General features: G+C 34.0%; 21 protein-coding genes and 3 pseudogenes. 16 read left to right on the top strand and 8 right to left on the bottom strand.

Going from position 1 to position 24403, the window contains the following annotated elements:
• Positions 1–430: 430 nt before the first annotated feature.
• Positions 431–601: a hypothetical protein gene (locus tag B1B04_RS25605; protein WP_170938939.1), complete on the top strand. Its 171-nt coding sequence runs from the start codon at positions 431–433 to the stop codon at positions 599–601.
• Between the two features lie 283 nt (positions 602–884).
• The gene (locus tag B1B04_RS09025) at positions 885–1676 is read left to right on the top strand and encodes a CsxC family protein (protein WP_079561126.1); all 792 of its coding nucleotides are present in this window, start codon (positions 885–887) and stop codon (positions 1674–1676) included.
• Positions 1677–2036: 360 nt separating this feature from the next.
• Here B1B04_RS09025 and B1B04_RS09030 read toward each other — a convergent pair whose 3' ends face one another.
• On the bottom strand, positions 2037–2237 hold the full coding sequence (locus tag B1B04_RS09030) for a hypothetical protein (RefSeq protein WP_079561128.1): 201 nt from the start codon (positions 2235–2237) through the stop codon (positions 2037–2039).
• Positions 2238–2510: 273 nt separating this feature from the next.
• Positions 2511–2783: a DUF6176 family protein gene (locus B1B04_RS09035; protein ID WP_240518251.1), complete on the bottom strand. Its 273-nt coding sequence runs from the start codon at positions 2781–2783 to the stop codon at positions 2511–2513.
• 363 nt (positions 2784–3146) lie between these two features.
• Here B1B04_RS09035 and B1B04_RS09040 point away from each other — a divergent pair, with 363 nt between their 5' ends.
• The 3 genes from B1B04_RS09040 to B1B04_RS09050 all read left to right on the top strand — a co-directional run bounded on the left by B1B04_RS09040 (position 3147) and on the right by B1B04_RS09050 (position 5118).
• Positions 3147–4034 carry a DMT family transporter gene (locus B1B04_RS09040; RefSeq protein ID WP_079561130.1) on the top strand — a complete coding sequence of 296 codons (888 nt, stop codon included), beginning with the start codon at positions 3147–3149 and terminating at the stop codon, positions 4032–4034.
• Positions 4035–4206: 172 nt separating this feature from the next.
• A complete protein-coding gene (locus B1B04_RS09045; protein WP_079561131.1) occupies positions 4207–4512 on the top strand; it encodes a hypothetical protein in 306 nt (101 codons plus the stop codon).
• A 153-nt stretch (positions 4513–4665) separates the two neighbouring features.
• On the top strand, positions 4666–5118 hold the full coding sequence (locus B1B04_RS09050; protein WP_079561132.1) for an NUDIX hydrolase: 453 nt from the start codon (positions 4666–4668) through the stop codon (positions 5116–5118).
• A 584-nt stretch (positions 5119–5702) separates the two neighbouring features.
• On the opposite strand, the gene B1B04_RS25610 is transcribed toward B1B04_RS09050, so the two are convergent.
• Both B1B04_RS25610 and B1B04_RS09060 read right to left on the bottom strand, forming a co-directional pair.
• Positions 5703–5954, bottom strand: coding sequence for a hypothetical protein (locus B1B04_RS25610; RefSeq protein WP_170938941.1), 252 nt, complete (start codon positions 5952–5954; stop codon positions 5703–5705).
• A gap of 375 nt (positions 5955–6329) precedes the next feature.
• Positions 6330–6473, bottom strand: a complete 144-nt coding sequence (locus B1B04_RS09060) for a YjcZ family sporulation protein (RefSeq protein WP_079561134.1) — start codon at positions 6471–6473, stop codon at positions 6330–6332.
• A gap of 489 nt (positions 6474–6962) precedes the next feature.
• Here B1B04_RS09060 and B1B04_RS09065 point away from each other — a divergent pair, with 489 nt between their 5' ends.
• From B1B04_RS09065 to B1B04_RS09085, 5 genes are all read left to right on the top strand, one after another.
• Positions 6963–7820: a GRP family sugar transporter gene (locus tag B1B04_RS09065; RefSeq protein ID WP_079561135.1), complete on the top strand. Its 858-nt coding sequence runs from the start codon at positions 6963–6965 to the stop codon at positions 7818–7820.
• Positions 7821–7835: 15 nt separating this feature from the next.
• Positions 7836–8621: a glucose 1-dehydrogenase gene (gdh, locus tag B1B04_RS09070; RefSeq protein WP_079561136.1), complete on the top strand. Its 786-nt coding sequence runs from the start codon at positions 7836–7838 to the stop codon at positions 8619–8621.
• A gap of 313 nt (positions 8622–8934) precedes the next feature.
• A complete protein-coding gene (locus B1B04_RS09075; RefSeq protein ID WP_079561137.1) occupies positions 8935–9495 on the top strand; it encodes a fimbrial biogenesis chaperone in 561 nt (186 codons plus the stop codon).
• A gap of 285 nt (positions 9496–9780) precedes the next feature.
• Positions 9781–10635: a leucine-rich repeat domain-containing protein gene (locus tag B1B04_RS09080; protein ID WP_079561138.1), complete on the top strand. Its 855-nt coding sequence runs from the start codon at positions 9781–9783 to the stop codon at positions 10633–10635.
• A gap of 1378 nt (positions 10636–12013) precedes the next feature.
• Positions 12014–12538, top strand: coding sequence for a GNAT family N-acetyltransferase (locus B1B04_RS09085; RefSeq protein ID WP_079561139.1), 525 nt, complete (start codon positions 12014–12016; stop codon positions 12536–12538).
• A gap of 126 nt (positions 12539–12664) precedes the next feature.
• Here B1B04_RS09085 and B1B04_RS09090 read toward each other — a convergent pair whose 3' ends face one another.
• Positions 12665–12769, bottom strand: coding sequence for a YjcZ family sporulation protein (locus B1B04_RS09090; RefSeq protein ID WP_079561140.1), 105 nt, complete (start codon positions 12767–12769; stop codon positions 12665–12667).
• Positions 12770–13047: 278 nt separating this feature from the next.
• Between B1B04_RS09090 and B1B04_RS09095 the strand changes: the two genes are divergently transcribed.
• Together B1B04_RS09095 and B1B04_RS09105 are read left to right on the top strand one after the other, a co-directional pair.
• Positions 13048–13458, top strand: a complete 411-nt coding sequence (locus tag B1B04_RS09095; RefSeq protein ID WP_079561141.1) for an NUDIX domain-containing protein — start codon at positions 13048–13050, stop codon at positions 13456–13458.
• Between the two features lie 354 nt (positions 13459–13812).
• Positions 13813–16860, top strand: a complete 3048-nt coding sequence (locus B1B04_RS09105; protein WP_346426985.1) for a hybrid sensor histidine kinase/response regulator — start codon at positions 13813–13815, stop codon at positions 16858–16860.
• Positions 16861–17332: 472 nt separating this feature from the next.
• Here B1B04_RS09105 and B1B04_RS09110 read toward each other — a convergent pair whose 3' ends face one another.
• Positions 17333–17512: a hypothetical protein gene (locus tag B1B04_RS09110; RefSeq protein ID WP_079561143.1), complete on the bottom strand. Its 180-nt coding sequence runs from the start codon at positions 17510–17512 to the stop codon at positions 17333–17335.
• Positions 17513–17850: 338 nt separating this feature from the next.
• On the opposite strand from B1B04_RS09110, the gene B1B04_RS09115 reads away from it, so the two are divergent.
• On the top strand, positions 17851–18276 hold the full coding sequence (locus B1B04_RS09115; RefSeq protein WP_079561144.1) for a MaoC family dehydratase: 426 nt from the start codon (positions 17851–17853) through the stop codon (positions 18274–18276).
• Between the two features lie 123 nt (positions 18277–18399).
• On the opposite strand, the pseudogene B1B04_RS26660 reads toward B1B04_RS09115, so the two are convergent.
• Positions 18400–18524: pseudogene (locus B1B04_RS26660) on the bottom strand (IS110 family transposase); the annotation flags it as partial.
• A 653-nt stretch (positions 18525–19177) separates the two neighbouring features.
• On the opposite strand from B1B04_RS26660, the gene B1B04_RS09120 reads away from it, so the two are divergent.
• Entirely contained in the window at positions 19178–21361 is a 2184-nt protein-coding gene (locus tag B1B04_RS09120) for a M60 family metallopeptidase (RefSeq protein ID WP_079561145.1), read from the top strand.
• Between the two features lie 441 nt (positions 21362–21802).
• Here B1B04_RS09120 and B1B04_RS26665 read toward each other — a convergent pair.
• Positions 21803–22045, bottom strand: a pseudogene (locus tag B1B04_RS26665) (Ger(x)C family spore germination protein); the annotation flags it as partial.
• A gap of 373 nt (positions 22046–22418) precedes the next feature.
• Here B1B04_RS26665 and B1B04_RS09125 point away from each other — a divergent pair.
• Both B1B04_RS09125 and B1B04_RS26125 read left to right on the top strand, forming a co-directional pair.
• Complete coding sequence (locus tag B1B04_RS09125) at positions 22419–23693, top strand: cation:dicarboxylate symporter family transporter (RefSeq protein WP_079561146.1); 1275 nt, start codon at positions 22419–22421, stop codon at positions 23691–23693.
• 546 nt (positions 23694–24239) lie between these two features.
• Positions 24240–24403: pseudogene (locus B1B04_RS26125) on the top strand (ABC transporter permease); the annotation flags it as partial.

A 24403-nucleotide genomic window follows, 5' to 3' on the forward strand; every position in this document is an offset into this window, starting at 1 on the left:
GCAAACACAATTCATAATTATTTCTAGACTTTACTGCTAAATCGACATATACATAAACCTCCATCCACCGTTGTACAATTTGTTCAAACCGATAAAACAACCAAAAATCGGCTGTTTTATCGGTGTTTAAACAAAAAGATTCCATATGTATTTAATTCCATCCCATATAGCTAAGGCTATGATTACTGCTAGAATTCCTTTGAAAATATCTTTCATTTAAGCACCTCCATTGAATTGGTTATTTATGTATTTACGGAAGAGGGTTATAAAAGTTTCATTTTTTTGTAGATACAAGCGAAATTGTAATCATTAACTGAACAATATGAGTAAGGTGCTACGTAAACGCAATGCATTAATTGACGAAACAGCCAAGCGATTAGCATGGGCCTAATTTATTAAGAATATATTAATGTGTTGGATAGAAAAGGGGATGGGGATTATTGGATTATTAAATATTATTACGACCGCTTTCGGGATTAGCATGATAACATTGTTTATTTTCCTTTGGTCAACTGATGAGGACAAATGGAGTTTAAAAGGTATATCTTCTTATGCAGTTCCTGTAGCATTTGTCTATTTTGTTGTTTTTGTGCTTGTGTAGAAGGTTGAAATTTTTAGTATACAATATAGTGAAATTCCTAACGCTAGCGAAGTTCACTAAAAAACGTTGTAAATAAATGGAGTAATAACAAAAGGGCACGGAAATGGCTAAACGTTGATTAACTATACAATTAAAACCAGGTGATTTTGAACTTTGATGCTCAATTCTTATCTTTTAAAAATTCATTTTTAAAATATTAGAAAATAACTAGTATACACATCCATACATAGATTTAATTGAGACATATCCTAGCAATATAGAGAGCGCTCTCTAATACTAAAAAATGAAAAGAGGAATTTTTTTGAGTGATCAATTAGAAAATCTAAATCAAATAGCACCTTGTCCAGTAACATCAACTGAACTAGTACCATTAGGTAGTGAAGCTACTCCACTAATCGCTACACCGGTTACAGCTCCAACTATTAAAATTCCAGTTGTACTTGCAGAACCTACACTTCAAATAGTTGTGGAATCAGATATTACGCTGAATCCTGCTGCAACTGAAATCAAAAGAGTGAAAAAACATGTATTCCTAAATCAAGTTAAATTAGTACCTGTTAGATTTGCACGTATTGATAATACTGACTTTTTTAGGGTAACAAGAGCTAAATTATTTGTAGCAGGACATATTCGTAAAAATATTGAATATGCTTCAGCGGCATGTAATGGAGCGCTACAAGATAGAATTGCGGATGTTCCGTTTTCTGGCTTTACAGAACTATTCTTCCCACAAACACCTGGAGGTACTACTCCAATTTTAGGAATTTCCGAGTTTGCCGAAGCGAACTTCCTGAATGAACGTACTCAAATGGATGCTCGCTTGGATAAGGCTTTCTTCCAAAATCTCGTTAAATACAATGAACAACCATTTGGCGAGTTAGTCGCTGCAAACTTCTTTGAACTTGATTTTTCACCAATTATGGCATCACCTGAAGGTACTTTCAGCACATTGCGTGAAAAAATTGTTCTGGATCTTACAGTAAAAGTACTGCAAGTTCAACAAGTCCGCCTTGGAGCTGGTAGTACTGTAGTTACTCCTGTTCTTTACGGACTTACTCCTCCTACTAGTCCTTGATAATCTCTAGTTTTTAGAGGTAAAGAACAAATAAAAAAGGTAGTTGAAAATTCGGTTGAATCTGAATTTCAACTGCCTTTTTGCAATTTAAAAAACAAGATGTATTAGAAGGTATGTAATTTGGAAAGGCTAGTAGGTTGCAAAAGGACATTTTTCAACAGTTCCCGAAAAAGATATCGAACAAATTAAATCGATAGAACGCATAATAAAAAGATTTATCATCATTATTAGAACAATCGATTTAAAAGCTTTTCATTAAGACAGTAAAGCTTGATTTGTAATGTTGAGATTAGGCATGAATGACAATTCTTGTTGCATTTGTGTTTCGAATAGCTCTGTTAAATTAAAAAAATAGGATGTCTATTCGCAATCCATGTCCATTACGATACTGTAGGAAATATCGAGTCTAGAACTAACCCAAGCCTTAAAAATATGTTCTATTTTCTTTTTAAGTTCTTCTGTGCCCATATTCTCATCAATACCCAATTCTTCTAAAGTAAACGTTTCTTGTATTCTATCTTTATATTTAGTATCAACCGCAAAAGTAACAGTTTTCTTCATAAGAGTATCTTCCAATCCATTAAGGAGTAGCATAGCAGAAAGTAAGCGGTTGAGGAAAGGTAAATGGTTTAATCTTAATGAACGGTAAAAAGTCTACTGTAGAGGCGTTAAACCAAGAGGAGTGGCATCATTTACATCATTGCTTCGGCGTTATTTGAGGAGCTATAGGGAGATTTAGGAATCCACCCAAAGGGACTTGCAGATTTGAAATGCAATCCTAAACGCAAGTCCTTATCTTTTTAAACTCAAATTTTCATTTGTTTAAGAAAGTGTTTAATTCATAGAATTTCGTACTTTTTCAGGAATCATCACTACTTCAGTTTGTAAATCTACAGGTTTAAAGGTTTTATCAATCCAATCATCCCAGTATTCAATATGTTTTTTATCAATCCAATCATCCCAGTATTCAATATGTTTTTTATCAATCCAATGTTCTAATTCATCAACATCAATTCCACCTGACCCTTGAACAACATACCAATACAAATATTCCTCGCCATTTAATACTTCACGAAAAATTGTTTCAACGTACATTTGTTTATCCATATTAATCCCACTATGTTTTAACATAATATATATTATTTTCGCATTATTCTGAATTTTATTTAATCAATCGGTGAAGAACGGACCCTACTGTTGTATTGTGATAAGGTGAAGGTATGTAAGACAAGATTGATTGGGGGTATCCTGAATCTTTATTTCTAATTTTATTGGATTAAATACGATAGCTTCAAGAAATCTAACGAAATAGATGCAGGATATGGAAGAAACCTTTTTACAAAGATGATATGCGATGATACTATATATTAGGCGGTGATTTCAAGGGGAGAGAATTATTTCCTATAATTATTGAATATTCTCTTTCGATATTTCGTCAATTAAAGAACGACAGAAGGTATAGTAAATATCGTGACAAATCTAATGTATGTATTTTGTTTAATAGTTTGGGGACTTAATTTTATTGCAGTGAAAATTCAAGGAACGCCAGTGAGCTTAGAATTATCCTTGACTTATCGATTAGTTATTACTGCATTTTTATTTATTGCACTAGTATTGTTTCTTAAGCCAAAAGGGAAGCCAACACGTAAAGATATACCTTTTATCATGGTGTTTGGTGTATGTAATTTTGCTTTAAGTTATTTATGCTTATACTACGCAACAATATTGAGCTCAGCAGCAATTGTAACATTAATCTTTTCTTTAAAAGTGATATTGACTCCGCTAGCTCTTCGGATTTTCTTAAAAGAGCAACTACATCCTCGTGTTTTGTTTGGAGGGGTGTTAGGAGTGGTGGGTGTTTGTGTCCTCATTTATCCTTCTTTAAGTAGTTTTTCAAGCTTAGATGTTTTAAAAGGTATTTTGATTGCTCTTTTAGGTACAGTACTTACTGCTATTGGTGATGTAAGTTCTGCAAGGAATGCCAGAGGAAAGATTGACCCAATTTATTCGAATGCTATTGGCTTTACTATAGGGAGTATTTTAATGTCAGTCATTGTATTGTTCCAGGGGCAAAAGATCATAATCCCTACATCAATAACATACATATCAGCTTTATTGTACTTAACATTGATCGCTTCTTTCCTAGCGTGGCTATTTTATTTAAAGCTTGTTGAAAGAATAGGCGCTGCAAAAAGCGGGTACATGGTAGCTTTATTTCCGGTAATTGGAGGTATAGCTTCTGTTCTAATTGGTGAATCACCTCTTTCGATGTATTTGATCATAGGATGTCTGTCAAGTTGTATAGGTGCAGCTATAGCTTTAGGATTTAGAATTCCCCGTAGAATTAAGCAAATATAATTCTAGTTTTTGCGACAGCGTAAATGATCTAAGGAAGTATGATAATAGTAGTCCACTCAGAAATGGGTGGATTTTTGTATGTGTTATTTCATTTTCTACTAAGCAATTCCTTTGGGACTAGCAACACTGAGTTATTTAGGATTTGAAAGGTAAATGAAAGGAGGATTCTATTTTGAAAAAGACAATTAGTTTATTCATCACGCTTCTTCTATTTTGCAGTTTGTTAGTTATGTGTAAAAGTGAAGTGAAGGCTACTTTTGTAGGGGTAATTGAGGAGATGGTAAACGATCGGAAAGCCGTAGTATATGTAACTGAATCAGAAAATAATGCGGTTTACGGAATTGTTTATGTAAATCTTGCAAAGAATCCCGACGAAACATTTAAAGTTGGTGATAAAGTAAAAGTCGGTTATAACGGAAAAGTACAAGGTACAGCACCAATGGCTGTTACTACACTTACTGTTGAATTAGTTGAGTAATATAATAGTGTACAATGTGACATTGCATTTTAAAATTTGATCATTACTCTGCTTTTCTCGAAAGTCTATTGAAAGAGAAAATTATGAGGCCTGATTTTATTATCTCATGTTACGTCGTAATTAACTAAAATAATTGTAATTGGAGGAACACAAATGTCTGAAGATTTAACAGTAAAAATGAACGCAGGTAAGCTGAACATTCGGGTTGCAGCATGGATTGTTCACGACGACAACCTATTAGTAAGTCAATTTCCTGACGGGTCAATTTCTTTGCCAGGAGGAAGAGTACAGTTAAGAGAAACTAGTATTGAGGCAATCGAGCGTGAGATATTGGAAGAAACGGGAGTGCAACTAGGTACCCAGAAATTATTTGCGGTAATCGAAAACTTCTTCCACGATAAGGATTATTTTCACGAGATTTTATTTATTTACCGTGGTCAAATTCCAATTCAGCCTAACTATAACGGACAGGATTCCAGTAGTCAAAAAATTAGTTGGCTCCCTTTGGCACAAGTGAATGAGTTGAAACCAGATATTCTCGTTAAATTATCCCAAATTGTAGAGGTAGAGAAACTACATCACTTCACAAATATTGAAGTAAGATAACCCTGCGATTGCTCTTATAAAGTAGAGGTACCTCAATACCTAAACACAAAATAAAAGGACTAGTATGTATGGAGTTCTACACACAAGCACTAATGCTGAAGGGCTAATAATTTTGATAGGTGATAATAGATTTTTATTTTTTAAAAATGGTTGTATTATCTATACGAATAGAATCAACTTCACCGCAATTTAAACAAAATGTATATATTTTATTTGCCCCCTTACATGAAACTTTACTTGGCGTCTGTAGCTTCTGTAAATTGGGTATTTCCACATCTCTTACATTTTTTATTGGTCATGTATTTCACTCCTCAAACGTCCTTCTTTCTACAGTGAAATTGTAACATAGATAGAGCGGCGTTTTGGGAGGAGAATGGAAAAATATGTGGGGTTTTGATTTTTACTAAGAACGGTAACTTATGCCAGTGGATTTAAGCTGCGCGCTATGGATTTCTCCGAATTAGATGGAATATCGAAAAATAGGAGGGAATGATAACTGTTCTTTTGTATGTTGGTAGAAGAGGGCGCATTTTGGGGGAGCATATAGGCATTTGCGTAGACTGATAATCCTTAAATAGCATAACCTATATCGATATCGAAAGGAGGAAAAAATATGCAATACGATTACAGGCATGATGGTCGTGGGGGACAACATGGTGGCAGACATCCATATTACCCGGTTTCGCCAACTCATTTTTATCCGAGCCATCACTATCCATCCCATCATTTCTACCCAATGCATTACTACCCAACGCATCAGCGCTATCCACACCACCATCACCAACAACACCACCACCATCATCACCAATACCCACAACAGCCCTATCCGAACCCACGCTATTACTAAACAGGAAACGACAAGATCTTTATAAGGGTGATCGTTCCTTTTTCACGATTGTTAAGGTTTATATTGAACGGATCATTGGAGGAAAGTGATCCGCTTAATGAAGGTATAGGGATAACTTAGTATTTAATAATAAATTTAGCTAGTGCTGACAATACTTATGAATAAAATGTAAAGAAAAATTGTTGGTATAGAAATTTTTTGATGATTGCTGGGGAAGTGTGGACAAATTGGATCATTAAGCAAAGTATACTTGAGTTAAATAGTTAAAAAGGTCACTCTGTGAAAGTGACCTTTAATGAAGAGGTGTAAGGCTTAAAGCAAACACGCTTTATTATTTTAATAGCTCAAAATAATTATTAAAAGATTAATACATGAATGTAGTGCCGACAATAATTAAAAGAATGAACAGAACAACAATTAAAACAAATGTTGAACCGTTATTGCCACCTCCATAGCTATAACCTCCGTAGCAACAATTGTTGTTATAATTGCCACTGAACCATCCCATGATGCATTCCTCCTTTCTACATCTATAATATGTATCGATATAGAAAGTGGGGAAGGTATTTATCCAACAAAAAGTACCTTAACATTATAATATTTGGAAATTAATTATTTCTTAATTTACTTTGAAAAAAGGGCCACTGTATAGGAGTGACCCTCAGTAACAAGGCGGTGTAAGCTAAAAAATTAGCTGTATACTATTATTATGATGAAATAACACTTTTGTATAGTGGATTGCCTTAGGAATTAAATTATAAATAATAATGTGAAAAATGCACCATGCAAATAGGGATTTCTATAAGACCAAGATAGCTTAATGGCCATCTTGGTCTATTTTGTGTGACGAAAGTGGAAGTATTACATAACAAATTAAACCAACTTCAAAGGTGGTTTTAAATAAAGTATAAAAAGTTTCACTAGGCGCAACATAAAAAAGTATTATAGATGTTTTGTTAAATCAATTAAAGCGTTTAGAGAGGTGAAAGATTTAAAAATGGATATCATCCTAGCGTTGTTACCAGCTCTCTTTTGGGGAAGTATTGTATTATTTAACGTCAAGCTCGGTGGTGGACCGTATAGTCAAGTACTTGGAACAACATTTGGTGCACTTATTTTCTCTATAGGTATTTACTTTTTTGTAAAGCCTGAGTTATCCCCACTAGTGTTTGGAGTCGGAATTGTATCAGGTCTTTTTTGGGCATTAGGTCAGGTAAACCAATTAAAAAGTATTGATTTAATTGGGGTTTCCAAAACAATGCCCATTTCAACAGGGATGCAATTGGTAGCAACGACTTTATTTGGCGTAATCGTGTTTCATGAATGGTCGACAACAATGTCGGTTATATTAGGTGTTCTTGCACTTATTAGTATCATCATTGGTATTGTTCTCACATCACTTCCTAATCCAGAAGAGAAAAAAGAAGATCACGGAAGCAATTTGAAAAAAGGGATTTTAATTTTACTTGTTTCAACTTTTGGTTATTTAGTATATGTGGTAATAGTACGTTTATTTAATGTAAGTGGATGGTCTGCTTTATTGCCACAAGCAATCGGGATGGTAATAGGTGGAGTTTTATTAACATTTAAGCATAAACCATTTAATAAATATGCGATTCGTAATATTATTCCTGGTTTAATATGGGCTGCCGGAAATATGTTTTTATTTATATCACAGCCGCGTGTAGGCGTCGCAACTAGTTTTTCTCTTTCTCAAATGGGGATTGTCATCGCTACTTTAGGTGGAATTTTTATATTAGGTGAGAAAAAAACAAAAAAACAATTCATCGCCATTATTATCGGGATTGTTTTTATAGTCGCTGCTGGAATTATGTTAGGAATTGCGAAAAGATAAAAAGGAGGATCTTGTATGTATCCAGATTTAGAAGGGAAAGTTGTTGTCATCACAGGCGCTGCAACGGGGCTAGGAAAAGCAATGGGCATTCGCTTTGGAGAGGAAAAAGCGAAAGTAGTTATTAATTATCGTTCCAATGAAGCGGATGTAAATGCTGTAGTGGAAGAGGTTAAAAAAGCTGGTGGGGAGGCCATTGCTGTACAAGGTGATGTTACAGTTGAAGCGGATGTCATTAATCTCGTTCAAACAGCTATAAAAGAGTTTGGAACACTCGATGTGATGATTAATAATGCAGGTATAGAAAACCCAGTCGCTTCTCATGAAATGCCGTTAAGTGATTGGAATAGAGTCATTAGTACAAATTTAACGGGTGCGTTTTTAGGAAGTCGAGAAGCCATTAAATATTACGTCGAAAATGACATTAAAGGAACAGTTATCAATATGTCCAGTGTGCATGAGGTAATTCCTTGGCCGTTGTTTGTGCATTATGCCGCTAGTAAAGGGGGCATTAAGTTAATGACAGAAACATTAGCCTTAGAATATGCGCCAAAGGGAATTCGTGTCAATAACATTGGACCAGGAGCAATCAATACGCCTATAAATGCTGAGAAATTTGCTGATCCAGCTAAACGTGCCGATGTTGAAAGCATGGTGCCGATGGGATATATCGGAAAGCCAGAAGAAATCGCTGCAGTCGCAGTATGGCTTGCTTCATCACAGGCTAGTTATGTAACAGGTACTACTCTATTTGCGGATGGTGGAATGACTTTATATCCTGAATTCCAGGCTGGTCGTGGATAACTAAAGATGTGTAAAAAAGGTATCAAGGTTTCTTGATGCCTTTTTTGCATTACATAAGTTACAACAGAGAGTTTTGAAGAAATGTCGCCTGAAAATATAGTAGTGGAAGAAGATACGCCCCTCATGCTCAATGGGATGTATAGGAAAATAATAATAAGAAAAATATATTGATATTATTCATAAGCAGAATTGGGTAAAGCACTTAATAGTCTTGTTATTTATATACTACAGCCTATGTACGAATAACCTAAACCCTATAAATGATTTATCATATTCTAGTATTATTATCTATCGATTGAAAAGAGGTAAGACAATGATGAATACTTCCTGCAATTGTGATTGTAAAAATGTATTTCGATCAAATAAAGTATCTTCTTGTCCAATTTGTCAAAATAGCTCTGTTAGGCTTCCTGTTCCAAGTAATTTTACGACAGGAGCAATATGGAGAAATCCAGCTACAGAGACGATTGTTGTCACACTTTTAAATAAAACAGACGCACCACAAACAGTAACTGTATCGGTATTAGATTGGCAAAATTGTGCTCAAGAAGAGATGCCAAAAGAAGCTTTCTTATGTGGAGAATCGCAGCCTTCACTTTTTAATGGAACGCCAGTGCCTCTTATTTTTACTATTCCAGCAAAAAAACTACTTGTCGTTCATGCAACTCCGCAAAATCCTTGGCTACCCACTGATCCATGTTATGAAGTACTGGTGACATTGCCAAGTGATCCAGTCATTCCTTTCTTTCCTGGTGACCCTGTTATCCCAAGTGATCCATGTATTGTAAATACTTGGGGTATTAACGATTTAGGTATACCTCAAGAAGGAAATACGGTGTTCCATCGTCAGTTTCAACGAACTATTTTTATTTAACTTCTTTCAGCGAGTGTCATGGAATCGGAAAAGAGTTCCTATAGGATGGTAGTCTAAAATTATCGCATCTAAAATGCGATATCGCTAAATGACCTGTAACGTGTTACTGGACGAAAGCCTTGTGTAAACGTAGCGGCAGCATCAAAGGTCTTCGGAGGGACAGCTACAATTACGCCATGAAGAAATCGATTTCTCACATCGACTACTTGTAAATCTGAAACACTTGTTCTATTCTAAAGAAGAATAACAAGTTAAGATTTTGAGATTGAAGTGGGAGGAAAGAGCATGAAAATAAACTTATCACAGAAGAATTTACAAACTTTGCCTATCATAGAGGAAGAACTAATAAATGAAATAAAAGAATTAAATCTTTTTGATAATGATTTAATAAAAATACCTGAAAAAATATTTGAGATGGCTAGTATGGAGATATTGAACATCTCTGTCAATAAGATTTGCCAAATGCCTTCAAAAATAATGAATTTAACAGAGCTTAGAATGTTAGATGTAGGGCATAATGCCATAGACCGTATTCCTCCCGAAATCGGTCACCTTATAAATATGGAAGATTATTTGTATTTTCATAACAATAAATTGCAATCAATTCCACGTGAAATCGGTCAACTGACAAAAGTGAAATATTTAAATTTAAGTGATAATAGTTTAAAAAAATTGCCCGAGGAAATTGGAAATTTAACCAAACTAGTAGAGCTCCGTGTAATGAATAATCAATTAACAGAGTTGCCAAATAGAATAGGTAATTTAACTAATTTAAGAGAATTACATTTGAAAAATAATCAAATTACATCTCTTCCTGAGAAATTTGGAGAATTAGCTTTATTACGAGTTTTAGATTTAGAAGAAAATCAATTAGAAGATATACCACATTCTTTAAATAAATGTAAAAAATTAAGACGATTGAATTTGAGACATAATCAATTAAGAACATTGCCTGAAAATATAGGTAATTTACAAAATTTGTTGGAAATAGACTTGAGAAGTAATCAACTTTTAGAGTTACCTATATCCCTAATGGATATCAAAGGTTTAGAACGTCTAGATTTAAGATGGAATCATCAATTGAGTGTCCCTAGTTGGATAGAGGTATTAGAAGAAAGAGGATGTGTTGTATATTTGTAGACTTTAAAAACCGAGCTTCGAGAACAGGTGGTTGTAATCTAAACCTTCCAAATAGTACAAGATCAAGTGTTGTTTACGGTTTGTCTAGAAAGTGTATAGAATAATGAAGTAATATATGCATGTAATCTTGTCAGAGGACCAGCCATTCATTAATAAAATGAGTTCTGGTCTTTTTGTATTTATTATTTGAAATCGAATCTGAAGAACAACTTTGAACATGAATAAAATGGCTCCATCTGACTATGAATAGTTGACATATATAGAAAACAAGTCATCCTGGTTAGAATTTTAAGTTGTAAGAGATTTAATAATAGTAAGTAAACTGGAATGTGAAATAGGCTCCTCAATGAATAGCCTTATATGTACAGAGGAAAATTTCTTAGTGATGCAAAGTATGGTTCTTTTCATGATATTCCACGTAATAAAAGGACAGTTTATAAATGAAGTGAAAGAAAAAACAAATGTTTATTGAGGAAATGAAAAGTATTAATTCAATTATCGTAGAATCGAAGTATTTTAATCGTCTATTAGGAAGCGTGAGACAAGGGTTAGTACATTCCAATGAAGAATTTTAAAACATAAAAAAGGACTTCCGTTATTGGTTCTATTCATACACGCAAGCCCTAGAATGGAGACAAACATTACATGTCAATTGTCTGTTATCCCATTTTAATGCTTTATGTTAAAGTTAAACACCAACAAAGTGGTTCAAAACAGAATATATACTGAGCGATTAGGATTAATGCGACGCACCGCTCCATATTAATGTTCTTAATAAATACACCAAGCCAATACCGGCAATAATCAAAAGAATGAATAGAACAATAGCAAAGGCGAAATTCGTCCCTCCATAAGATGAATAATTCAATGCAGCTCCCTCCTTCTTGTATAAAGAAAAGGTAGTATATTTTATCAAACGCTGTAACAACGTCGCAGCCTTTATTAAAAGTGTGATTTACGGCATTCACATCTACTTAGTTTTTTCGAACACGTTAATTGAATGTAGGATTTCCCACCTCATCAAGCTAATCGTCCAATCGAATACTGATCAGTTACATTTATAGAGGTGTCTTCACGGGCGCACTAGGATACTTCCTTTTTAAATGTATACTATGTTTTACAGAGTAACGAACTCAGGGCCAATTACCTTTATGAATGGGGGAATTAATCCTCAATGATTGTTAAAAGGGTTCAGCACTGCAAGTTAAGGATGAAGTTGCTCAATTGATTGGAAAGACCATTTCATAATCTATCTATATAAATCTATATTTTTACATTTGTTAATAAAAAAGTACTGTTCTACCTAAAAAATCTGTACCAATTCTCACCATTTTTATATAGAATCTAAGATAACTTATTTGGAAATGGAGTGAAGAAGATGTTTCCTATTTTAGATACTGAACGATTAGTGTTAAGAGAACTTACTGAACATGACGCCCAAGAAGTATTAAACTGTTTTTCAAATCCTGATGTATTACGCCACTATGGGCAGAATCCTTTAACAAATATAGAGCAGGTTAAACAAATAATTAAAAATTTTTCAAAGAATTATGATGAAAAACGTGGAATTAAATGGGGAATTTCATTAAAAGGACAAGAAGGTATTATTGGCACTATCGGTTTTCAAGAGTGGTCGACTGAGCATAAAAGAGCTGAAATCAGCTATGCACTTTTTCCTGAGAGCTGGGGAAAAGGTTATGCACAGGAGGCTGTTAATAGAGTCCTATCATTTGGCTTTCAAGAGATGGATTTATTGCGTATTGGAGCTATTGTTTTTACTGAAAATGAAGCTTCAAATAAACTATTAACCAAATTAGGCTTTGAAAAGGAAGGGATATTAAGAAATTATATGCACCAAAACGGTGTTCCGTATGACACTAATATTTTTTCTCTAATTAAATAGAATGTAAGTATAAAAAAGGGTCACTGGAGGAAGGTGACCCTTAGTCATTCATAAAGAAGGTATAGGGATAAATTAGTATTACTCTAGGAAAAATATGAGCAATAGAGATATTGGCGGTGTCGTTTATTAGTAACTAATGAAAGTAGCGCCAACGATAATTAAAAGGATGAATAATACAACAATTAGGGCAAAAGTAGACCCTGAGCCGTAACCATTGCTTGAACAACTCATAATTACTCCCTCCTTTCTACAATATATAATACGTAAAGCAGTATAAAGGAGAGATGGTAATCATCTAACTTGTAAAAATAAATAATGGAATATAGTTAGAAATAATTCTCCCTATATTTTTACATTAAATTTTACGAGTATTATAGTTATGAAGATGGCATCTACTACTTAGCGGAGTATATGACCTTCGTAACTAACCATTCACACTACATATATTACATATCAAATTGAAGTTATATACATTGGATAGCGGCTAGTTATTATAGGAGGAAATACAAATGGAAAAAGTGAAATCACCAAAAGTTGGCGTTGGGGCAGTTATTCTAGATAAGACTAACAAAGTTTTACTCGTTTTACGTAAAAAAGCACCTGAAGCAGGCAGTTGGAGCTTACCGGGTGGCAAAGTTGACTATATGGAAACAATAGAAAATGCGATTATACGTGAAATAAAAGAAGAGCTTGGAGTGGACATCGAAATTACACAATTGGTATGTGTGACCAACCATATTATACATTCAGAAGATGTTCATTATGTAGCGCCTACTTTCTCTGCTCATATTACGAACGGTGAAGTAGAAAATAGAGAACCGCATGCTTTAGAGAAAGTGCAGTGGTTTTCAATAAATGAAATTCCAGAAAATATTACAATGACTACAGAATACGCACTGAAACAGTTAAAGCTTATGTAATATAGGGGAAATATACGTATAACTTAATTTGAACTGGGTGGACGCTTCATGACCCGGTTCTTTCTTTTAACATCTAATGGAACACCTTCTTTTCGATAAAATGGAAGTAAGTGTAGCATAAATATATCAGCTTTTATTAAACCACCTATTAAACTATTATCGACATGATAATCTTGCAACATTGTAAAATTTGGCATGTTAGGATAATATATCGTAGGAGGTGCAGTTTGGCCTAAGGGCTTGTGGTAATAAACCACAAATTACCTTTTGACAATTATTTTGATGAAAAAAAGAAAAATTGTTCTCATCGTTTGCGTGTTTATTATCTTTCTAACAGGCTCACGAGTTTTATGGTTGGAATTATTTAATAATTCAGATCAACCACATGCTGTAAAAGGGCAAATGGATTTAAGGAATTGGAATTTTAATGATGAACATGCCATTACACTCGATGGAGAGTGGGAGTTTTATCCTAATAATTGGTTGATTAATGAAGAAAAACACTTAGAATTTAAAAAGGTTCAATCTACATACATACAGGTTCCTAATAGGTGGAATTCTGCTTTACAAGAGGAAGAGACGAGTCCTTATGGTTACGGTTCTTATCGATTAAAATTACTGGTCAATCCGGAAGAAAAAATAACCTTCAGTATACGAGTTCCCAGCGTTCGGAGTTCCTCAGAACTATATGTAAATGGACGACGGTTAGCAAAATCAGGTGAAATAGGGGAGAATGCAGAAAATACAATTGCCAAAAACGTTCCATATACTGCTTCCTTTGAATCAAACGGTCATAAAGAAATCGAAATTATTGTTCAGGCTTCTAACTTTAAGGATCCTCGTGGCGGTGGAATTTCTCGCTCCATTAAATTAGGAAAAGAAGATATATTAGGTAGGGAAACGCAATTGTCGATAGCTATGCAACAACTAGTTGCAATAGTTTTTTTAATACATGCGATCTATTCCATCATTTTATTTTTTGTAGGAAGCATGGAAGATAGAAGATTACTTTACTTTTCTCTGTTATCAATGTGCATTATGAATTATTACTTATTAGGAAGCGATGACAAATTATTATCTTATTGGTTTTTGATTAACTACGACTGGGGCTTTAAATTAGCTCATCTTGTTATGGTAGGGATAGGCTTTTCACTACTTCAATGCATAAAACATTGGTTGCCACAACATGTGAGAAAATATATAAGTTGGTTTAGTATTATCTGTGGTATAACCTCTTTATTGACAATCTTACTACCTACACGCTATATACTATTTAATCAAGTCGTTTATATTATTATAATAGCAATCGCATTGGTTATAACGATCCTAACAGTAATGCAAAAATCTATTAAAGAGATTAGAAGTAATATTGTTTTACTTCTTGCCACTTTAGCATTTAGTAATAATCTTATTTGGGATGGTCTTCTTCTCATTTTTGGAGTAAAAGTGATTATGTATCCAATTGATCTAATTATAACGATGACTTGTTTGGCTATTTTGTGGTTTAAAGGATATGCTAGGGTTTATTCAGATACGAAAGAACTTGCAACCAAGCTCCAAAAGACTGATAAGTTAAAGGATGAATTTCTTGCTAATACTTCTCATGAATTACGAAATCCACTTCATGGGATCCTTAACATATCTAAAGCTGTTTTGGAAAGAGAAGAACGTGTACTCAGTGACAAAAGTGTCAAGGATTTAGAAACAGTGCTGTCTGTAGGAAGTCGTATGTCACTTATGTTAAATGATTTACTAGATGTCATGAGTTTAAAAGAAAATAATCTTAAACTAAAGTTTAGAACTGTTTCGATTCACGCAGTTGTATCGGGTGTATTAGATATGCTCTATGTTATGAGTGACGGAAAACAGATTCAGTTATTGAATCAAATCCCTGAAGATTTCCCGAAAGTATTGGCTGATGAAAATAGAGTGATTCAAATTGTTTTCAATTTACTTCATAATGCGGTGAAATACACGAACGAAGGTGAAGTAAAGATCTCTGGTCATGTAAGAAATGATATGGCGGAAATTGTGATTTCGGATACTGGTATTGGAATCGATGAGAAAACCATTGAACGTATATTTGAACCTTATGAGCAGGGTACCTATAGTAAGGAGGCAATGATAGAAGGCGGATTTGGGCTAGGACTAAGTATTAGTAAACGTTTGGTTGAACTACATGGAGGAACATTACGGGTAAAATCAGCTGTAGGGAAAGGGTCAGAATTTACGTTTATCCTACCAATATCTGACGGAACGGATGAGCAAACAAATGTAGCACCGCTATCAGATGTGAACGAAGTATCAGCGGTAGTGACTCCTGCAAATCCATTTGATGATCGAATTGAAAATCATTCAATCATGGAAGCGAATCGACCTAGAGTATTGGTTGTCGATGATGATCCAGTTAACTTAAGAGTTATCGAAACAATACTTTCCATAGAAAAATACGACTTAGTACCTGTTACAAGCGGTAATAAAGCTCTCGAAATATTAATGTCACAAGAGTGGGATTTAGTCATATCAGACGTAATGATGCCAAATATGTCTGGGTACGAATTAGTACGTACAATTCGTCAGCAATTTTCAATAACTGAACTACCAGTTTTACTTCTCACAGCAAGAAGTCAGCCACAAGACATTAAAAATGGTTTCTTATCTGGTGCGAATGATTACGTCACAAAACCAGTGGACGCTTTAGAGCTAAGATCAAGAGTGAAAGCACTAACCGACGTTAAACAATCTGCACAACAACGGCTTCGAATGGAGGCAGCATGGCTTCAGGCACAAATACAGCCCCATTTTTTATTCAACACATTAAATGCGATTATCACGTTAAGTGAAATTGATATCGAGCGTACTAGTAAGCTACTTGAAGCACTAAGTGATTTTTTAAGGGAATCCTTTAAGTTTCAAAATATTGATGAGCTTGTTCCACTGGAGGACGAAGTAAATCTTGTTCGATCTTATTTATACATTCATAAGGAACGTTTCGGGGAGCGGATAAACGTAACGTGGAATCTGAACGTTTCCACAGACGTCATGATACCATCACTGACCATCCAACCATTAATTGAAAATGCTTTGAAACATGGGATATTGCCCCGTGAAAGTGGCGGGAATATTCATATTAGCATTGAAGATTTCGACACGTATATTGAGATCTCTGTGTCAGATAATGGTACTGGAATGGATGAAGCTACGATGGAACGTTTACTTGAAAGAAAATCGGAGACTTCAACTGGCATTGGATTGCTTAATACAGATCTTCGCTTAAAACAACATTACGGTAAAGGACTTCAAATTAAAAGTAAGCCAAAGCATGGTACAACCATATCGTTTGTAGTTCTTAAAAAGAAAGAAAAATCAAAGCAATTTAAGCGTGAACTGTTGGTAAAATAAGAACATTCAATAGGTGCCACCCCCCATTTCATAATGGGGGGTAGTTATATAAATATACTGTCCATTTAAAATCCTGTTTTTGCAGGATTTTTTCTTTAATTAAGGAGAGAGTAAGGAAAAGATAAATAAAAAGAAGGATAGATACAGGAAGTGTTATTTAAGTTATAAAGTTATTTTAAAATATACCTCACCTAAAATAGTCCAACAACATTCAGACATATTTTTTGTTGGTTTTTTACATAATAATCAAAACAGTAGAATGCAGGAATCGATGGTGAAATATTGTCCACTATCTTATTTCCGTCTAAGCTAAGGAGCCTAATGTATGCAAACCTACATCCACATGATAGGATGAATCGTCTTTGTCAGGTACTTGAATCCAATAGAAAGTTTCCATTGTGACGTATCTTTTATAATGGATTTTATAAAAACAAGAACAGATAACTTTAATTAGTCATCTGTCTTCAGCAAATCATTTTGTAAACGGATCTTCCGCTTCATATAGATAACTTTTCTCAAAATTTTCTTTTGTTTCTGCAAAAACGGTTTTCTCCTTTGCTTCTGCTTGTTCACTAGCTGGAGCTTCATCGTGAGAAGAACAGGCGGTTAGTAAGAACGCAGTCAGTGCCCCTAAGTACAAGAATTTTTTCATTGCTACAACCTCCGTTATTGTTTGTTACGTTTTAGATTGTGCAATTACACTTAGAATATAACGGAAAAGGCGATGATAAAAATTTCTTTTGAAACAAAAAATGAAAAATAAACGTTTAACAATAAAAAGGGATATTGCGTGAAAAAAATTTAAGGATTCATCACAATTTGCGGATTAGTATTAGTAGGTTGCTCACATCAAGAATTATAAATACCAATTATAAAAACTCAATAGAAGAAGGTAACTCTAAGAACTGTTGAAAAGTAATACTAACCATTAATAGTAGGTGTTAGAATAGACTAAGTAATCGTATTAATTAATATTTAAGAGGTGTTTTTATGAAGTTAGATGAATTTACAATTGGAGATGTGTTCGAAACTAAACCATACAAATTAACAAAAGAGGATATTATGAGGTTTGCAGGTGAGTTTGACCCCCAATATATGCATTTAGATGAGGAAAAAGCAAATCAGGGAAGTTTTAATGGAATCATTGCTTCTGGGATACATACACTAGCTATTTCATTTAAGCTATGGGTTGAAGAAGGTAAATATGGTGAGGATGTTATTGCAGGAACAAGAATGAATAATATTAGATTTATAAAGCCGGTGTATCCTGATGATGAACTACATATCATTGTAAAGGTTATAGATAAGAAAGCAACAAAGAATGAAATGGGTATCCTAACGGTATTGTTATCTACTTTCAATGATAAGGAAGAAAAAGTTTTTGAGGGCGAATTATCTGCATTGATAAAACGATGAAGGTTATTTTAAATTATTGAACACCACCAGTTAATAGTAATTCAATTAAAGGGGACAATTCTTAAAAGGAATTGTCCCTTTTCCGCTAACATTGCCATTTCAGGAAAATTCACAGCGACAACTCTTGTCATAAAACTCTTTGAGTTTTTTATTTCTAGAGCTTCTTATTCCACACAAAAACAGCTAAATATAAACTGTGCCTTAGCCTACTAGAACCGTTTAGTAATCCGATTGACGGTCAGAAGGAAAACCTTCAAAAGTTGCGTTAGTTGCTTGGATTAATAAACTTCTTCAATGGATATATGCTTTATTAAAGAGGAAAGAAGTTTTCCTTGATTTATCTTAAAATTGACCATTAGATGAAAATAATTCCACAAAACACTTGGAGGGATTATTTGGTTTGTCCAAAAACAGTATAATATAAAGAAAAGTGCCATTTTACATATAGATATTGACAACCTATTAGCTTGTTTAGTTGAAGATTCGCATTCCGAAATAATCAGCTAGCTTTTTCAAATTCATGGCAGTAAAAGCAAACTTCCGCAAAAATATGTTTAATTGTTTCTTTACCCCTCGCATAGATTTGCCTGATAGCATCCAAAGGACGTAAATGTTCGGCTATTTACGTTTCATATATGAGGTTGAATGATGACTTATGAAATGAACAAATTATGACAATTAATATAGTTTTTACCTTGGTTTTATATCAATATTGCTATTCGAAGTGTTTATTGATATGTTTATTTGATTTGTATAATGAATTAAGAGAATAAATGATTAATAATGTGTTGATATTGGTATATTTATGGCGGAATTGTTAAAAAATGTGTCAAAAGATACTATGGATATATAAGTAATAGGATTACTTATGTAATTAAATAAATAGTAGGAGAGATATATGATGAAAAGAAGACAAAAACAAAAAACAAAAAATTTAGTGATGTCAACTGCTCTATTTTCTATGTTTGCTACCGGAATATCGCCTTCATTAGAAGCCTTTGCGGAAGAACAAACACAGCAACAGAATGTATCTAACGTGTTAAAAAACGAAAAATCAGTGGAAGTGGAAAATCGGAAGTTTGCAGTTCCAGGAAAAGGGGATATCGCGAAATTCCAAAAAAGCGAAAGAAGAGATAGATCATTCAGTCCTTATGAACCGACTGGGATATACGCTAGGCCTAATGAACAAATAATCATTCAAGTAGCAGGAAATCAAAATATCGATGCATACATTGGAACTTATTCATATGATGCTTCATGGAGAGAAGATTCAAAAATAAAATCCTTTACATTAAAACCTGGTTCAAACACTATTCAGTCTCCAAATGGTGGGATGATTTATTTTTACAATAAACAACAAGGAGGCACCATTCAAACAACCATAACATCAGGCGGAACGGCTACCCCTCTCTATGAACTCGGAAAGCATACAAAACAAGATTTAATAGATATGCTTAATCAATATCCAAATGCACATACGGTTGAATTAAAAGGGGAGCGTGTATTGATAACTGCTAGCCCAGCACGTGTTAAAAAATATTTGATAGGCTCTAACACAGATCCTACTCAACTATTGAAAAAGTTAGATGAAGCTACTAGAATTCAAGATAAAATATCTGGATTATCTGAAGAACAAGTAGATAAACATTATCTACACTATGTTGAGGATAATAATTCTCTAGATTATTTTATGTATGCATATCCTTATAGAACTGCATATGTAGGAGACGCAATCCAACATATCTTAAATATTAATAAATTTATAAATGATGGATGGGGCCCGTGGCATGAGGCGGGGCATATGAGACAACAAAATCCTTGGGCATTTTATAATATGACAGAGGTTCAAAACAATATTTATAGTCTTGCAGTAGAAAAAGCATTTGGCCATCCAACCAGATTAGAGAGAGAAGGTGTTTATCCAAAGGCTTTTAGCTACTTAGAACAGCAGAATAAAAATTATGACGAGATTAGTGATCTTTTTGTTAAACTTGCTATGCTATGGCAATTACATCTGGCGTATGGAGAAGAATTTTATCCTAAATTGCATCAATCGTATAGAAATATGTCTGATAGTATGTTACCTAAAAATAATGAAGATAAGAAACAATTATTTATGATTGAAGCCTCTAAAGCAGCTCAACAAAATTTAATTCCATTTTTTGAAAAATGGGGATTGCGACCAAATAATGATACGATCCAAAAGGTAGCGGCTCTAGGGTATCCAATCTTAACAGCTGAAATTTGGAAAAGTACCGATTCTAATCCAATTAAACCGGATACATCAGAATCTGGTAACATTTTAGATGGTAACCAATTTGCCTGGTCGTTGAAAGGAATTGGAGATTTTGAATTTGCAAAGGTAAATTTGAATAAATCGACAGGAGAAATGCAAGTTGATCTAAAAGCAGGTGTGCCACATCATTACTTTGATAAAATATATGCGAGTATAAAAGTACAAAATCTAGCTGGAGTAGAAGTATATAAGAAAGATATATATGGGAATAAAAAACAGAATGCAGAACAAGAAAGAGTGTCCGTAAATGAAGGAGATTATATTGAGTTGACACATCTTGAAGGTGGAGAACGGGCTACGATTACAAATGTAGATAACGGAAAACAAGAAAGCTTTGAAGAAAAAGGCATCTACAAAGTTACCGTAGAGGGTCTAAAGAAGGTAGAAAAATTACCAGAAGCAAAAACTTTGGATGGTAACCAATTTACATGGTCGCTGAAGGGTATTGGAGATTTTGAGTTTGCAAATGTGAACTTGAATAAATTGACTGAAGAAATACAAATCAATTTAAATGCAGGTGTACCACATCATTACTTTGATAAAACATATGCAAGCATAATAGTGCAGAATTCATCTGGACAAGTGATATACAATAAAGATATTTATGGAAACAAACACCAGAATGCGGAATCACAAAAGGTACCAGTGAAAGTAGGCGACAAAATTGAATTGACACATCTAGAGGGGGGACACAGGGCTACTATTATGAAAATAGACAATGGTGAACAAGAAAGTTTTGGGGAAAAAGTAGTTTATGAAGTCACTTCTACAGGTTTGTTAATAAAGTAGCAACGTTATTAAAGATTTAAACATTACAATCCAGAATGAAGCGCATTTACATATGGTTTCTACCCTTTTCTAGTTTCGCCTAAATCAGGACTTTATGGGTAATGTGATAAGTATATGAAGTGAAATGGTCCGAATTTGTCAAAATTTCTTTTCTTATTGTAAATGTCCCACCTGTTAAAGGGGGAAATTTACAAGCTAAAGTACCAAATAAAAAGTCGATTCCATAAATTAAGGAATCGACTTTTTATTTGACTTACAATAATAACAATTAGTAGATAGGAAAAATAGCGCTATCTATAATGTATTAAAATAATAAATACACTCAAATTCAATCCTCCTTGCAGTTTCATAGCTTAGCTTGTTATTAGTGGTTTATTTAAAAAGGTGTTATTAAAGGAATTTCATTTAGGGCTCTTGGGTAAAGTGGACATTTGTCTGATATCATGTTTCTCTAAATCGTAAGAAAGTATCGATAATTGAGAAAGCGTCCTCGTGTTTTAAAGATTCCTCTGTAAATATCAAATGGGTTATATGCCTCCATTTAACTTCTTGATCAACGGAACGATATAATTCAAAAATGGTTTCTTCTGCTGTGTCTCCTTTAGCATTTCCAATCTCTGCAGGCGCTTCTAGAACAGAAGGGGTGTCAGATTTGGCTATATTTTTAAAGTTAATTAATTGTAGATAAACCTCATACTAAGCAGCTTTAAAACCCACTCCGAGCCCATTAACTTAATACATTCTCTGGGGTTCTATCGAATCCCAACATGGTAGTGTTCCAATTAATAGAAAAAAGCACCTAATCATTCTACACATTATTTTCTCTCCCCTAAATCGATGAATATATTTTAGTTTGGTAAAAATAAAGCGGATTATAAGTAAAAGGATTTAATAGTATATGCGCGCGATACTTACGATAATAAGGAATTTGTTGGATAATATATTCAGATATTTCTTAAAAATTAATTAATTTTTCATCGGATTTTGTCGGATTTTATAAGTAACTTGTACGATAAGGCACGAGCCAAAAAAATTAATACTAGGAGGTACGAAAGTTTTGAAGAAGAAATTTAGAATCAGTTTAGCGACTCAAATTTTAGTCGGTTTGATTTTAGGGATTATTGTTGGTGGTATCTTTTACGGAAGCCCGAAAATCGAAACATATTTACAACCTTTAGGCGATATTTTCCTTCATCTCATTAAAATGATTGTTGTGCCGATTATTATTTCGACTTTAATCGTTGGTGTAGCTGGTACTGGAGACATGAAACAGCTTGGACGATTGGGCGGGAAATCAATTATTTACTTTGAAATTATTACAACAGTAGCAATTGTTGTTGGTTTACTTTCCGCAAACATATTCCAACCTGGCGCAGGTCTGAACATGAACGAGCTCTCTCAAGGAGATATTTCGAAATACGTTACAACTACAGAAGAAGTACAGCATGAAGGACCGTTTGATATTATTGTAGGCATTGTACCCACAAATATTATTCAGTCAATGGGTGAAGGCGACATGCTTGCTATCATCTTCTTCTCAGTTATTTTTGGTTTAGGGGTTGCTGCCATTGGCGAACGAGGAAAACCAGTATTAGACTTCTTCCAAGGGGTAGCAGACGCTATGTTCTGGGTAACAAACCTTGTCATGAAATTCGCTCCGCTTGGGGTATTTGGTTTAATCGGTGTAACCGTTTCCAAATATGGATTCGCTTCTCTGATACCACTGGCTAAACTTGCTATACTTGTTTACGCAACAATGCTATTCTTTATATTTGTCGTTCTTGCGCTTGTTGCAAAATTCGCAGGTGTCAGCATCCTCTTCTTAATTAAAGTACTAAAAGATGAGCTGATTTTAGCGTTCTCAACAGCAAGTTCTGAGGCTGTGTTACCACGAATTATGTTGAAAATGGAGAAATTAGGTGCTCCGAAGGATATCGTATCCTTTGTTATTCCAACCGGTTACTCCTTTAACTTAGATGGTTCAACCCTGTACCAAGCTATTGCTGCATTATTTATTGCTCAAATGTACGGCATTCACCTAAGTATTGGTGAGCAAATTACGTTAATGCTTGTATTAATGGTTACATCTAAAGGGATTGCAGGTGTTCCAGGAGTATCATTCGTTGTACTTCTAGCAACGTTAGGTACTGTCGGCATTCCACTTGAAGGTTTAGCATTCATCGCAGGTATCGATCGTATCCTTGATATGGGACGTACAGTCGTTAACGTAATTGGTAACTCACTTGCGTCATTAGTTATGGCGAAATGGGAAGGCCGTTTCGATACAGACAAAATGAAAAATTACTTTAAAAATAACGAAAATTTAGCATAAATTTCATCACTATGTGTAGCATTACACTGACCTAAAAACAAGAACAATTAAAAACACCTTTCGTTGATCGGGTATATTGCACTTTATAAGATCAACGTGGAGGTGTTTTTTCCATGGGGATAGTTATACAGTAACAAATGAAAATGAAAGTAATTGATGAACAATCATCTATAGTTCACTTTAAATCAAGTCACTCACTAAATTAAAGTCCCCTACATAATTTACTTATAGGCTAAAATAACAGAAATTACAGATTCGAAAAAACTAGTAATCATAGAAACAAAAGTGTTTCTTGTCGAATTTAAACTATTTCTGTAAAGAACTAAAATAATTGAATATAAAATTTACAGCACGCAATTCCTCCATCAATAAGCCATTTGGTGGGGGAATTGCTTCTTTTTTAATATAAAATAATCGTTTCTTCAAAAATAAAGTTCGGAGATTGATCCACATTAACTCCCGTATATCTCTAGATACACTTCGCAGTATCTCCATATAAACTACACATTACTCCTATATATTATAGCTATCAAGGAGGTAAGGAAAATGAATTTTATCAAACGAGCATTTTTAAGTGTTAAAGCAAGGAAAGGGAAGTCGCTAATATTATTTACTGTATTTTTAGTAGTTTCCAATTTAGTATTAGCGGGTTTCGCTATTCAAAATGTCTCACAAAAGGCGAATGATCACGCTAGACAAACATTAGGTGT

The organism is Lysinibacillus sp. KCTC 33748 (assembly GCF_002237755.1).
In the GTDB taxonomy this organism is placed as follows: domain Bacteria; phylum Bacillota; class Bacilli; order Bacillales_A; family Planococcaceae; genus Lysinibacillus.